Annotated in this window: 9 protein-coding genes; 6 read left to right on the forward strand and 3 right to left on the reverse strand. The window is 58.2% G+C overall.

Annotated features, from left to right (window positions below; genetic code table 11):
- Positions 1-3: 3 nt before the first annotated feature.
- From nspC to speA, 3 genes are read right to left on the reverse strand one after another with little or no spacing between them, the layout of a single operon-like run.
- Entirely contained in the window at positions 4-1,149 is a 1,146-nt protein-coding gene (nspC, locus tag MSL71_RS21310; protein WP_246317862.1) for a carboxynorspermidine decarboxylase, read from the reverse strand.
- Positions 1,146-2,324 (reverse strand): saccharopine dehydrogenase family protein, encoded by a 1,179-nt coding sequence (locus tag MSL71_RS21315; protein WP_180144604.1) that lies wholly within the window; start codon positions 2,322-2,324, stop codon positions 1,146-1,148. Before MSL71_RS21315 ends, nspC begins: the two co-directional genes overlap by 4 nt.
- Positions 2,325-2,374: 50 nt before the next feature.
- Positions 2,375-4,309, reverse strand: a complete 1,935-nt coding sequence (gene speA, locus MSL71_RS21320; protein ID WP_180144608.1) for a biosynthetic arginine decarboxylase — start codon at positions 4,307-4,309, stop codon at positions 2,375-2,377.
- Between the two features lie 838 nt (positions 4,310-5,147).
- Here speA and MSL71_RS21325 point away from each other — a divergent pair.
- From MSL71_RS21325 to MSL71_RS21350, 6 genes are all read left to right on the forward strand, one after another.
- A complete protein-coding gene (locus MSL71_RS21325; protein ID WP_180144611.1) occupies positions 5,148-5,387 on the forward strand; it encodes a hypothetical protein in 240 nt (79 codons plus the stop codon).
- A gap of 236 nt (positions 5,388-5,623) precedes the next feature.
- On the forward strand, positions 5,624-8,146 hold the full coding sequence (locus MSL71_RS21330; RefSeq protein WP_180144614.1) for a molybdopterin-dependent oxidoreductase: 2,523 nt from the start codon (positions 5,624-5,626) through the stop codon (positions 8,144-8,146).
- Positions 8,147-8,272: 126 nt separating this feature from the next.
- Complete coding sequence (locus tag MSL71_RS21335; protein WP_180144617.1) at positions 8,273-8,761, forward strand: NADH-quinone oxidoreductase subunit NuoE family protein; 489 nt, start codon at positions 8,273-8,275, stop codon at positions 8,759-8,761.
- Positions 8,762-8,939: 178 nt separating this feature from the next.
- Positions 8,940-12,065, forward strand: a complete 3,126-nt coding sequence (locus tag MSL71_RS21340) for an FAD-dependent oxidoreductase (protein ID WP_180144620.1) — start codon at positions 8,940-8,942, stop codon at positions 12,063-12,065.
- Position 12,066: 1 nt separating this feature from the next.
- Positions 12,067-12,720, forward strand: coding sequence for a methylenetetrahydrofolate reductase C-terminal domain-containing protein (locus tag MSL71_RS21345; RefSeq protein ID WP_180144623.1), 654 nt, complete (start codon positions 12,067-12,069; stop codon positions 12,718-12,720).
- A gap of 135 nt (positions 12,721-12,855) precedes the next feature.
- Positions 12,856-13,743, forward strand: a complete 888-nt coding sequence (locus tag MSL71_RS21350) for a methylenetetrahydrofolate reductase (protein ID WP_180144626.1) — start codon at positions 12,856-12,858, stop codon at positions 13,741-13,743.
- The last annotated feature ends 114 nt before the right edge of the window (positions 13,744-13,857 follow it).

The raw sequence follows: 13,857 nt of genomic DNA on the forward strand, positions 1-13,857 counted from the left end.
TCCCTAAGCCAGCCTGTTGACAAAATCGTCATAGCCGAAGGTACGCTCCAGGTGAAGGGTGCCCGTGCCATCGATGCGGTAGATGGAAGGCAACCCGATGCCGTTGAAGGTGTTGGTTTTCACCATGGAGTAGATGGCCATGTCGGTGAAGACAAGGCGGTCTCCCACCTTGAGGGGCTCATCAAAGCTGTATTCCCCGATGATGTCGCCTGCCAGGCAGGTGAGGCCACCCAGGCGGTAGGTGTGTGCCTTTTCATCTTTTTTCCCGCTGCCGATGATAAAGGGGCGGTAGGGCATCTCCAGGACATCGGGCATGTGGCAGGACGCGGAGGTGTCCAGGATGGCGATTGCCATGTCCGACGCCCGGGTAATGTCCAGCACCTCGGAAACGAGGAAGCCGGCGTTCAAGGCAATGGCTTCCCCCGGTTCCAGGTAGACGGTGAGGTGGGGGTGCCGGGCCTGAAAGTCGTTGATCAGGCGAATGAGCAGGCCCACATCGTAGTCTTTTCGGGTGATATGGTGCCCGCCGCCGAAGTTTACCCATGTCATCTGCGGGAGGAACTTACCGAATGTTGTTTCAAAGGCTTCGAGGACCTCTTTCAGGTCGGTGCTGTCCTGCTCGCACAGGGCGTGGAAATGAAGGCCCTCGATGCCGTGAAGCAGATCCTCTCGAAAGGCTTCCCGCCGGACCCCTAAGCGCGAACCCGGCGCGCAGGGGTCATAGATGGGGGTGGCCCCCATGCTTTTTTCCGGGTTGACCCGCATGCCGCAGCTCACCGGTTTCGGATGGGCAGCCACTGTCTTTCGGAACCGTTCCCACTGGGAAAAGGAGTTGAAGACAAGGTGATCGCAGATCGGCATGAGTGTCTCAACGTCCTTTGCGCTAAAGGCAGCTGCAAAGGCATGCACCTCGCCCCCGAACCGCTCGTGGCCCAGAATCGCCTCGTGGACGGAGCTGGCACAGGTGCCGTCCAGCTCCTTCCGGATCAGGGGAAAGGTGCTGGACATGGCGTACCCCTTCAGGGCGAGCAGGATCCGGCAGCCGGTCTCCTGCTTCACCCGGGCAAGGACCTTAAGATTTTCGGCGATCAACCGTTCGTCCACCACAAAACACGGGGTGGTGACGGCCGCAGCATCGAAATCGATCACTTCACCACTTCCTTCCAGGGGAGTCCGTGACGGTTCAGGGCGTCCATGAAGGGATCGGGATCGAACTGCTCCATGTGCTTGACGCCGGCTTCCATCCATTTGCCGGTGAGCATCATCATGGCACCGATCATGGCGGGCACGCCGGTGGTGTAGCTCACAGCCTGGGAGCCCACCTCTTTGTAGCAGGCTTCATGGTCGCAGATGTTGTAGACGTAGACAGTCTTCTCCTTGCCGTCTTTGACGCCCTTCATGAGGCAGCCGATGCAGGTGCGGCCCTTGGTCAGGGGGCCCAGGCTTCCCGGGTCGGGCAGCACCGCCTTGAGGAACTGGATGGGGGCGATCTTCTGGCCGTTGTAATCGATTTCGTCGATGCGGGTCATGCCGATGTTTTCCAGCACCTTCAGGTGGGTGAGGTACTGGTCGGAGAAGGTCATCCAGAACCGGGCGCGCTTGAGTCCCTTCAGGTGCAGCACCAAAGACTCCAGCTCTTCGTGGTAGAGGAGGTAGCACTTCTTCGGCCCGATGCCTTCGGGAAAGTCGTAGGTCATGGACCAGGAGAGGGGATCGGTCTCCACCCATTCGCCGCGCTCCCAGTACCGTCCGCGCTGGGTAATCTCCCGGATATTGATCTCCGGGTTGAAGTTGGTTGCAAAGGCCTGGCCGTGGTCGCCGGCGTTGCAGTCGATGATGTCCAGCTCGTGAATTTCATCGAAGTGGTGCTTGGCGGCATAGGCGCAGAAGACGTTGGTCACGCCGGGGTCGAACCCGCTTCCCATAAGGGCCATGAGCCCCTTCTCCTTGAACCGGTCCTGATAGGCCCACTGCCACTTGTACTCGAATTTTGCCTCATCAAGGGGCTCGTAGTTGGCGGTGTCCATGTAGTGTACCCCGGTCTCCAGGCAGGCATCCATGAGGTGCAGGTCCTGGTAGGGCAGGGCCACGTTGAGCAGGAGGTCGGGCTTGAACTCTTTGATCAGGGCCACGGTTTCGGCCACATTGTCCGCATCGAGTTTTGCGGTTTGGATGGCACGGGGAAGCTGGGCGGCAATCCTGTCGCACTTTTCTTTGGTGCGGCTTGCCAGCATGATCTCAGAAAATACTTCGGGAACCTGGGCGCATTTGTGGGCAACCACCTGGCCGACGCCGCCGGCTCCGACAATCAGTACACGGCTCATGGTGTTTCTCCTTTATTTTGTAAGGGGTAAAACGGGTAACGCGTTGTTTCTTACCGTTCGAAGTATGTGTACCCTTGCAGGCCGTTTTCGTAGGCCTGCATAATCCGGTATCGCTCTTCGACGGTGATCTGTCCGTTGCGGATGGCCGCTTCCGCGGTTCTGCGAAAGCGGTTGAGCATGCCGCGGGGGTTGTACTCCACGTATTCAAGGACATCAGCCACGGAGTCCCCGGAAACCTCCTTGACGTAATCCACGGTGCCGTCGGGCTGCATTCTGATGCTCACCACGTTGGTGTCTCCGAAGAGGTTGTGGAGATCGCCCAGGGTCTCTTGATAGGCCCCCACCAGAAAGACGCCGAGGTAGTACTCTTCGTTTTCCCTCAGCTCATGCAGGGGCAGGGTGTTCCTTACGCCGTGGGGATCGATGAACCGGTCGAGTTTGCCGTCGCAGTCACAGGTGATGTCCGCAATGACGCCGTGCCGTGTGGGCATTTCGTTGAGCCGGTGCATGGGCATGGTGGGGAACAAATGACCGATGGCCCAGGCATCCGGCAGGCTCTGAAACACGCTGAAGTTGGCGTAGTAGATGTCGGCAAGGGCTTCTTCGATGCCTTCAAGCTCCTTGGGCACGCGCTTCAGGTGTTTGACCTTCCGGGCAATGGTATGGATGATATGCCAGAAGATATTCTCGGCCATGGAACGTTCCCGCAGGTTGAGCTCTCCGTGCTTGAACCGCTGGCGCACCTCATCGCGATAGTAGATGGCGTCGTTGAAGCACTCCTGGATGTTTTTGAGGGTCAGCCCCTGGAGCACCTCCATGAGGCTTATAATCACATCGGGGGTCTCTTCACTCACTTCGTCGAGGAAGGGCTGCGGTTCCAGGCGCCCCACATCGAGGATGTTGAAGAGCAGCATGGAGTAGTAGGCCACGGTGGCGCGCCCGGACTCGGTGACGATGGTGGGGTGAGCCAGCTCCTGGTCGTCCATCACCCCCATGACGGTTTCGATGATGTCGGCGCAGTATTCGTCGATGCTGTAGTTACGCGAGCTCGCAAAATTGGTATGGGACCCGTCGTAATCCACGGCCAGACCGCCCCCCAAGTCGAGGTACCCCATGGCCGCGCCCTCTTCGGAGAGACCGGCGTAGATACGGCACGCCTCCAGCACGGCGCTCCGGATGTCCCGGATGTTGGGAATCTGGGAGCCCAGGTGGTAGTGGAGGAGTTTCAGGCAATCGAGCATCTCCGTCTCTTTGAGGCGGTCCACCAGCGCCACCACCTGGGTGGTGTTGAGGCCGAAGATGCTTCGGTCTCCACCGGATTCGGTCCAGTGCCCCCCTGCGCGGCTGGCCAGCTTGATGCGCACCCCGAGATTGGGCCGGGTGTCCAGGGCCTCGGCGCGGCGCATGATAAGCTCCAGTTCTTCGGGCATCTCCACCACAAGGAAACAGTTCAGGCCCATTTTGGTGGCCCAGAGGGCCAGGTCCACAAACTCTTCGTCCTTGTAGCCGTTGCAGATCAGGCAGGCCTCGGGATCGGTGAGAAAGGAGAGGGCCGCAATGAGCTCGGCCTTGGAGCCTGCCTCCAGACCGTGATGGTACTGGCGGCCGAATTGGGTCACCTCCTCCACCACTTCCATCTGCTGGTTCACCTTGATGGGGTAAACGCCCCGGAATGCCCCCTGGTACCGGAAATCGTCAATGGCTTTCTGGAAGCTTGTGTGAAGATGGGCGATCTGGGAATCAAGTATGTTTTCGATGCGCAGGAGAACCGGCATTTCCCGGCCCCGGGCACGGATGCCGGAGATGACGTCCAGAACCCGGATTTTTTTGTCAGGGGCATTGGGATCGGGGATCACCTCCACCTGACCGTCTTCGGAAATATCGAAGTACCCGCTTCCCCAGTTTCGGATGCCGTACACATCGGCTGAATCCTCAATGGTCCAGCGTTCAAGTTTGTCTTTACCGAACAATGTCGAATCCTTCATGCTGTCGGTTTTCTCAAGGGCCCGTAAGGGCGGCACACACAAAGCATTCGGCCCGCATCAACACGCCGGAAGATGGGCGGTAAGCGGGGCCGCTGATATATTATATTTCTTAAATCGTACTACCCGCCCAACATGATGGAATGTGAGGCTTTAAATATAATTCAGGGGACCAAAACTGTATAGAACAAATAGGCGAAGAAACCGGCTTATTTATCACATGCTTGGGTTTTGCAAGATCCCCGGTTTCCGGCGCCGGCAGCACCGGAACGACGTTGATCCCTCCATCACCTTCTGGCATGGCGTGGGCCTGGTTTCATCGAAAAGGCAAGCGCAAATACCATTTTGCATATGCAAAACACAAGCAAAAAAAGCCTGGGGCTGTTTTGGTGGATGTGAAGGGAAGGGGCGGCCAGGGAGAAAACTCTATGATTGATGTCTGTAGTGGTTTGATATTTCGAGGGAAATGGATCGCTTTGGCAGGCGTGTCGTTGACGTCGTGGGGCCGGATTGTTTCTTCACATAACATACCGGCCCGGCATGGTGCGTGACGTCAAAGCTTCGATACGGGACTGACGGCCACTTGGTATTGGCGTTGAAACAAATATTGTGATCTGTGGCGATATTGCTGATATTAGGTTTGTTGAAACCAAAATACATTAATTTCACAATAAATCGATGCAATAGGTATGGAATCTTTTGTGCCTGATGATATAATGGGCATAAAAATAGTATTGATGGTTTAGAAATTAGTTTTTTACCGTGTAAGCTGTTTGACCGTCCGGCCCCACCCCGACCCATTGCCGGACCGGTTATGCCTCGCAAGGGGGAGGAGGCGCTCATGGCAACGTTTAATGACATGAGATATACGTCGTGGGATGCATTGACTATTCCTGCTACCCGCACGTCAGGCCACGCCACAACGCACCACATCGCCATGATGCACAATTTCAGTGAAGACGGACTCTACTTCGAATCCAGAGACCCGGTTGGGCCAGGCACCCACGCCATTGAAACAACGGCAGGTAACCTGTCTGCGGACACACGTGCGGTAGCGACGGTGCCCAAAAACCGGCCATGACGCTGCCGATCGGTTTGGATTGATCTTCTCTGTTTTATCTCTTTCGTATGACCCATTCTCTTCATCCATACTCTCCCATGTCAGCTTTGACGTCCTGATACAGGCCTTCAATGACCCCGCAGCCCCTGAGATCGGTCCCCATAAGGGCTCAACCTTTTTGTCTGTTTACCTGTTCGCAGGCCAAGAGACTGCCGCGATAAGCAGGAAACAAAGGTGGGTGGCTTTTGGAATCAACGGTGATCTCAATAAACGGAAAGAAAATCGGTTGCCCGGTCGGGACATCTGTCCTTGAAGCTGCGGACTCGGCGGGGATCCATATTCCGAGGCTTTGTTATCACCCGGAATTGAAACCCCATGGGGCCTGCCGCATGTGTCTTGTTGAGGATGAGAAAAGCGGAAGGCTTCTGGCCTCGTGCGTCACCCCGGTCTCGGGCGGGATGAGCGTGCAGACGGACTCAAAGGCGGTTTTGCGGCACAGGCGCAATATCGTGCGGCTGATGATCTCCGAGCACCCCGAGTCCTGTGTGGTCTGCAGCAAAGGCAACAGGTGCCAGCTCCGACGTGTTGCGGCTGAACTCGGCGTGGGAGAGCCGGAGTTGTACCCCATGCCCCATGTCAATGCGCTGGATCAGTCGAACCCCTTTATCGTTCGGGACCTTTCCAAGTGCATCCTGTGCGGACGGTGCATCAGGGGCTGCAAGGAGCTCGTTGCCCAGGGCACCATCGACTACAGCTTGCGGGGGGTTGATTCACGTCCGGCCACGCTCCATGATCACCCGTTAACCGAGTCGTCCTGCACATTCTGCGGGACCTGCGTTTCCCTGTGCCCCACCGGGGCCCTGTCTCAGAAAAAGAGCGCGTTTTCCGGAACTCCGGAGCGCGAGCATGACACGATCTGCGGGTTTTGCGGTGTGGGGTGTTCCCTTTCCCTGGGCGTTTTCGGCAGCAGGGTTGTGGAGGTGAGCCCTGCCCGTTCAAGGGAGAGCGTCAACGGCGTTACCCTGTGCGTCAGGGGGCATTTTGCCCATGACTACCTGAACTCAACGCACCGGCTCCTTCGCCCGAGGTTGCGGAAGGGCGGAGAACAGGCTTCCGTCCCATGGGATGAGGCTGTGTCGGCAGTATCTGAAAAGCTCCTTGAGATCAGGGATAAGCACGGTGCTTCGGCCATTGGTTTTTTGGGGTCTTCAACATGCACGAATGAGGAGAATTACCTTTTCCAGAAAATGGCAAGGGGGATACTCGGAACACACAACATCGACAACGGGGGCGTTTTCTGCGGGCGAAACCGGTTGGATGATTTTTTCAGGAAAACCCGTGGCATCATTGGGCCTGCCCGGTTTTTCGACATGGAAACGGCTGACGTTATCGTTATGGCCGGGGCCGATCAGGGGGAAACGATTCCGGTGGCGAGTTACCACGTGAAAAGGGCCGCACGAAACGGGGTCCCGCTCATCGTGGTGGACAGCCTGGCCTCAGATTTTACATCCCTTTCGACACTCTGGTTGAGGCCATTACCCGGTAGCGGGCATCTGGGGCAGGTGATGCATGCCCTTTCTGGCCTGGTGCTCAGCCACAGCAACACCCATCGAGACGGCATCGCCGGGTCGACCGATAATTTGGGTGATTTCGAACGGGATGTTAGCCGCCTTGACATGGAAACGATGTGCCGCACAGCAGGCCTGGACGTTGAAATGCTCAAGGAGGCCGCAGGAATCATCGCAGGCCGCCGGGTTGTGTTGGTTGCCGGGTGCGAGGTGTTGGAGGCCGATGACGGGGGCTCGGCGCTGAATGCCCTGATCAATCTTGCCCTTGTCTCAGGAGACCCGGGACGCTCACCTGCCGGGGTATGGTTCTCAATACGGGAGAACAACCTGTTGGGTGCATGGGCGATGGGCACGGATTTTTCTCCTGACGCGGGGCTGAGCATGGTCGGCATGATTGAGGCCGCAGAAAAGGGCGACTTAAAGGTGCTCTACATCATGGGGGAGAACCCCCTTCGGGCCATGCCCCAGCAGCAGAGGGTGAAGGCGGCCCTTGAAAACCTCGAGCTTGTGGTGGTGCAGGATATCCTTGAAACCGAAACCGTGAACATCGCGGATGTGGTGCTTCCCGGAGCGGCCCCGGCTGAAAAAGCCGGATCGTTCACGAACATGGAGGGAAGGGTGCAGTCCTTTACCCCTGCGGTGCCTCCTCCGGGGGAGGCCAAGGCCGATCTCGATATCCTGGGCCTGGTTGCAAAAGGGCTGGGATACCGTGGAGATGACCTGGGGTTGGAGGCGGTTCGGGCCGAGATCAAACGTCTTGTCCCATCGTGGACACGTGACGAGAGTCCCGCAGAGAACCATGGAGACGATGCCAGGATCTCTTTTCAGCCCATCGCATGTGCGGAAGGCACGGACGATCCGGCTTATCCCTTCATGATGATTGCAGGGTCCCGAAGGCTTCACGCAGGCAGCGGTACACGGACGTCTCACTCGGAACGGACCAGGGCGGCAGGAGAGGGCGGGGCCATGGAGATCTCCGAAGCGGATGCCGGGATGCTCGGCCTTCGGGAGGGAGACCCGGTACGGATTGAATCCCGCCATGGGGCCATAGAAAGATGCGTCACTATCACGTCGGACATGGCAAAGGGCGCGGTGCTTATCCCCAGGGGTTTTTTGGGCAACGACGTCATGAATCTTTTTCCCCTTTCGCAAGCGGGGGACATGTGGGGGATGTCGTGCGGGGTGAGAATTGAAAGGGTGAATAGTGAATAGTGAGTGGTAAATGGTGAGTAGTGAATGGTGAGTAGGTAGTGGTGAATAGGTCAGGGGGAGTATGGACGTGGGGGACGTTGTAGAGAATTAGGCGATTTGATCAAGAAATGAGGGGCGGAGGTGCCGATGGAACCAAGGAAGATAGACTGGGACATGCTTTCGGCGATTATCGGGAAGCACCGGGGGGAAAAGTGGGGGCTTATCCCGCTTCTGCAGGAGGTTCAGGAATCCCTGGGTTACATTCCACCGGAGGCCATTGCACCCATCGCGTCGGCGTTGAAGCTCTATCCCAGTGAGGTGCAGGGGGTGATCGAATTTTATGCCGGTCTGAGCCTGAAACCCAAGGGAAAACATGTCTTCAAGGTCTGTCGCGGCACCGCATGCCACGTCAAGGGGAGCCGGAGCATCCTGGCCATCATGAAAAAGGAACTCGGCATCGATGAAGGGGAGACAAGCCCTGACTACAAATATTCCCTTGAAACCGTCGCCTGTCTCGGGGCCTGTTTCCTCGCCCCGACCATGATGGTGAACAAGGAGTACATGGGCAGGCTGTCCCCCAGGAAGATCGAATCTGTTTTGGCGCACTTTACCGAAAGCAAGGAAGAGAAACCGTGATTGTTCGGTGAAAAGAATGGGTTTCGATACCGGTGGTGAAGCCACCGATCGAGAACCGACACCGTTAGGCTGGGATAACCTGTCGTGCTGTTGAACCACGGGCCCAGCCCGTTAGCACATGTGAAGTGCCCGAGGAACGAGGGCTCAGAGCATGTGCGAGCCTTGGAGTGGACGTCATATGAAAAAACTCTTTTCTATAGGGCAGCTTGAATGGCTCAGGAACACGCTCCGTGTGGGCAGTGGTGATGAGAAAACCACGGTGTTGGTCTGCATGACAGGGTGCAGGGCTTACGGGGCAAAGGAGGTTCTCGCGTCCATCGGTGACGAGGTGGAGAGGCAGGGCCTTTCGGGGCGTGTGGAGGTTCGCTCCACAGGCTGCCACGGCTTTTGCGCCAAGGCGCCTGTGGTTGCCATCGAACCCATGGGGATTCAGTACCAGGAGGTCACACCCGAAGACGCGTCAGATATCGTATCGGAGACGATCAAGTCAAACAGGCTGGTGGACAGGCTCGCCTACCGGGACATCACAACCAATCAGCCGATATTCTATAAGGACAGGATTCCTTTTTACAAAAAGCAGGTGCGGCGCGTCCTGGCAAACTGCGGGAAGATCGACCCCACAAAGGTGGAGCACTATATCGCCTCCGGCGGGTATCGTGCCCTGGCCAAGGTGCTCGGCACCATGTCCCCGGACGAGGTCATCGACGAGGTGACGGCAGCCAGGCTTAAGGGGCGTGGCGGGGCCGGTTACTCCACGGGCCTTAAGTGGGCGTATACAAGAAAAGCCGCGGGATCGCCCAAGTACGTCATCTGCAATGCGGACGAGGGCGACCCCGGGGCCTTTATGGACAGGGCCATGCTTGAGGGGGATCCGCACTCTGTCATTGAAGGTCTCATGATCGGTGCCTATTCCATGGGAGCCGAGCACGGGGTGATCTATGTACGGGAAGAGTACCCCATTGCCGTGGAGCACCTCTCCATTGCCATCCGTCAGTTGGAGGCTTTGGGGCTTGTCGGGGAAAACATTCTCGGAACAGGTTTTTGTTTTGACCTCTCACTGAAGAAGGGGGCCGGCGCCTTTGTGTGCGGGGAAGAGACCGCCCTCATGGCCTCCATCGAGGGGAGGCGGGGCATGCCCAACCCCAGGCCTCCGTTCCCGGCCCAGGAGGGGCTGGACAGGAAACCGTCCAATATCAACAACGTGGAGACCCTGGCCAACGTCCCGTTGATCATCAACAACGGGGCGGCCTGGTACACCGAGGTGGGGACGGAAGAAAGCGGGGGCACCAAAATCTTCTCCCTGGCAGGGAAGGTCAACAACACCGGGCTGGTAGAGGTCCCCTTCGGCACCAGCATCCATGACATCGTTTTCGGTATCGGCGGCGGGATTCCCAAGGGGAGGTCTTTCAAGGCGGTCCAGATGGGCGGTCCGGCAGGGGGGTGCATCCCCGCGCAGCTCATCAACACACCCGTCGATTACGAGACGATTTCACGGCTGGGCGCCATCATGGGATCCGGCGGCATGGTGGTGATGGACGAGAACAACTGCATGGTGGAAATCGCCCGGTTTTTCCTTGGGTTCACCCAGTCCGAGTCGTGCGGGAAGTGTGCGCCCTGCCGCCTGGGGACCACCCAGCTTCTTAACATACTGACGCGGATCACCCGGAAAAAGGGGCAGCTTCGAGACCTGGACACCATCCGGGAGATCGGCGCCACCGTGACGGAGACCTCCCTGTGCGGCCTGGGGCAGGCCTGTGCAAAACCGGCGCTCTCCACCCTGAAGTATTTCGAGGCGGAGTACAGGGACCATATTCTGGAGCACCGGTGCGCCGGTGCCACCTGCGATGAGATCGTGATCTCTCCGTGCCAGCACGCCTGCCCGGCGGGTATCGACGTTCCGAACTACGTGGCTGCCATCGCCAAAGGGGAGTACCAGAAGGCCGTGGACATTATTCGGGAGCGAAACCCCTTCCCGGCGGTGTGCGGCAGGGTGTGCATCCACCCCTGCGAGACCAAGTGCAGGCGGGGAGAGCTCGACGATCCGGTGGCGATCCGCTCCCTCAAGCGGTTTGCCTCAGACTGGTATTTTAAGAACATCGGGCTTCCGGCAAGCCCCTTTCCCCTTACCCAGACCCAAAAGGTCGCCGTGGTGGGGGCTGGCCCGTCCGGCCTCTCCTGCGCCTATTTTCTCCGAAAGGCCGGATACGGGGTCACGGTCTTTGAAGCCCAGCCAAAGGCCGGGGGAATGCTCAGCATTGCCCTTCCGGAGTTCAGGCTGCCGCCTGAAGTCATCGACGCGGAAGTCCGGTATATCGAAGCCTGTGGCGTTGAGATCCGGTACAACACGCCGGTGGACTCGCGGCACACCGTGGATGATTTAATGGCTGAGGGGTACGACGCCGTTTTTATCGCCGCCGGAGCCCAGACCAGCAAGCGCATGGGAATTCCGGGCGAGGAGAAGGATCTGGCTGGGCTCCATTACGGCCTCGGGTATCTGTGTGATGTGCGGCAGGGAAAGGTGAGGGGTTTTGACGGCAAGACCGTGGTCATCGGCGGCGGGAATGTTGCCGTGGATGTTGCCAGGACGGCCCTGCGGACAGGCGCCGCCCATGTTCATCTCTTCTGCATGGAAGACCGGGACATGATGCCCGCCTGGGAAAAGGAGGTGGCCGAGGCCCTGGAGGAGGGGGTTGTGATCAACTCGAGGTGGGTGCCCAAACGGATCATCCACGACAACGAAAAGGTGACCGGGATCGAATTTGTCCGGTGTGTTTCGGTCTTTGATCAAGAGGGGCGCTTTAACCCGAAAAGCGATGAGTCGGATCGGCAGGTCATCGATGCGGACCATGTGGTCATTTCCATCGGCCAGGCCCCGGACACCTCCTTTATTTCAGAGGACAGTCAACTTGAAAGGGAGCTCTGGGGAAGCCTTGTGGTGGACGAGAACAGTCTTTCCACCAATATCCCCGGGGTGTTTGCCGGGGGGGATTTTACCTCAGGCCCCACCTTTGTGATCCGGGCCGTGGCATCGGGGCGCAGGGCTGCCATCGCCATGGACAGGTACCTGAAAGGGCAGGAAGGCCGCATCGAGATAGAAGACGAAAAGACGGACATGGCGGTGGAGGCCGGTCTGGCCTTGGAAAGTGACAAAGAGGGGGACACCCCGAGGGTGTGCACAAGGCATGAGGATCCGTGCGATCGCATCCGGGATTTTCGTGAAGTGGAGAAGGGGTTTACGGAAGAGGAGGCCGTTCGAGAGGCCGTGAGATGCCTCCGGTGCGACCTTGAAAAGGAGAAGAAATAATATGATCCGGGCCATTACACGACAAAAAACCGAAGAGGAGATTGACCGGCTTCTGGAGGGGTGTGCCAGGGTCTTTATCATCGGCTGCGGCACCTGCACCACCCTTACCCGCACCGGCGGCGAGCCCGAGGTTCGTGCCATGGAGGAGCGGTTGTCCGGAGCAGGCAAACTGATCACCGGCCATACGGTGGTGCCCGTGGCCTGTGACCACCTGACAGGGGAGATCCTTGCCGACCATGGCAAAAGCATTTCTCAGGCCGATGCCCTCCTTGTCATGTCCTGTGCCTTCGGGGTCCAAACCATCGCAAGGCAGCTCAAGGCCATGGTGGTCCCGGCGCTGGATACCCTCTTTATGGGGAAAGAGACGACCCCCGGAGAATACAACGAAATCTGCACCCAGTGCGGGACCTGCATCATCGGCGAGACCGGTGGGATCTGCCCGGTGACGGCCTGTCACAAGGGGCTGGTCAACGGACCGTGTGGCGGGACCGATAACGGTAAATGCGAGATCGACAAGGAGAAGGCATGCGCCTGGACACTTATCTACAACCGGCTGAAAGAGCTTGGAAGGCTTGATCTGATGAGAAAGCTGCAGCAACCCAGGAACTGCCTCGGGGAGCCGTCCCCCGGCAAATCCAGGCTGCCTTTTGAGTAAGGTTGAGGGCTCAGAGAAAAAGTCAAAAAGCCAGGTGGGGGCACCTGGAAATCCTATTGCGAATGCGCAATGGGCGAGGAACGAGCCCATGGAACATTCGCGAACCCGTAACATTTCAATGGGGAAAGACGCATTATGGCTTCCTTATTCAAACAAGCACTCGATTCGGGAAAATTTGTCGTTACCTGCGAGGTGGCACCGCCCAAGGGGACAAACCTGGAGGCGATGGCTCACCATGTGGAGCTCTTGAAGGATAAGGTGGATGCCATGAACCTCACCGATCATCAAAGCTCGGTGATGCGCTTTCCGTCCCTGGGGGCGGCCCTGCTCGTCAAGGAGATGGGGGGGGAGCCGATCCTGCAGATGACGTGCCGGGACCGCAACCGTCTTGCGCTCCAGGCCGATCTGTTGTTCGCCCACAGCAGGGGCATCAACAACGTCCTCTGCCTCACCGGCGATTCGGTGATGCTGGGCGATCACAAGGAGGCAAAGGGGGTGTTTGATCTTGATTCGAGCCAGCTTGTCATGGCGGTGAGGATGCTGGAAAGCGGGAAAGATTTAGGGGGAAGCGAACTGGAAGGCGGCATCTCCTTTTGTGCCGGTGCAATCGTGACTCCTGAGGCAAATCCCCTTGAACCACAGCTGATTAAGTTTGAGAAGAAGATTGAGGCCGGGGCGGAATTCATCCAGACCCAGGCCGTGTTCGACATGGAGAAGTTCGCCTCGTTTATGGGTTACGCAAGGCAGTTTCCGGTCAAGGTGCTGGCAGGGATCATCCTGCTGACATCGGCTCCCATGGCCCGGTTTATGAACGCCAACATTGCAGGGGTGTACGTTCCGCCGGAGCTGGTTGACGAGATGGCCTCAGCCCCCAAGGGCGGGGCGCTGAAAAAGGGGATAGAGATTGCCGGTCGCATGATCAGGCAGGTCCGTGACGAGAAGGTGTGTGACGGTGTGCATATCATGGCGATCGGTAAGGAAGAGCTTGTGCCGGAGATCATGGCGGCGGCAGATATCCGATGATCACCGGCAGGGCAGGCCCTTTTCCGGCCCGTGACGCTTCCGGGCCCTGGGACGGGGACACAGGGTACCGTCCATTTAAAAGGGCATGAATGCTTTACCCTCGTTAGGGGAAAG

Source organism: Desulfoluna butyratoxydans, assembly GCF_900699765.1.
Taxonomy (GTDB): domain Bacteria; phylum Desulfobacterota; class Desulfobacteria; order Desulfobacterales; family Desulfolunaceae; genus Desulfoluna; species Desulfoluna butyratoxydans.

Excerpts from the sequence above, each read along its gene's own strand:
- MSL71_RS21325 (WP_180144611.1), top strand. The coding sequence starts at position 5,148 with ATGGCAACGTTTAATGACATGAGATATACGTCGTGGGATGCATTGACT.
- MSL71_RS21345 (WP_180144623.1), top strand. The coding sequence starts at position 12,067 with ATGATCCGGGCCATTACACGACAAAAAACCGAAGAGGAGATTGACCGG.
- MSL71_RS21350 (WP_180144626.1), top strand. The coding sequence starts at position 12,856 with ATGGCTTCCTTATTCAAACAAGCACTCGATTCGGGAAAATTTGTCGTT.
- speA (WP_180144608.1), bottom strand. The coding sequence starts at position 4,309 with ATGAAGGATTCGACATTGTTCGGTAAAGACAAACTTGAACGCTGGACC.
- MSL71_RS21315 (WP_180144604.1), bottom strand. The coding sequence starts at position 2,324 with ATGAGCCGTGTACTGATTGTCGGAGCCGGCGGCGTCGGCCAGGTGGTT.
- MSL71_RS21335 (WP_180144617.1), top strand. The coding sequence starts at position 8,273 with ATGGAACCAAGGAAGATAGACTGGGACATGCTTTCGGCGATTATCGGG.
- MSL71_RS21340 (WP_180144620.1), top strand. The coding sequence starts at position 8,940 with ATGAAAAAACTCTTTTCTATAGGGCAGCTTGAATGGCTCAGGAACACG.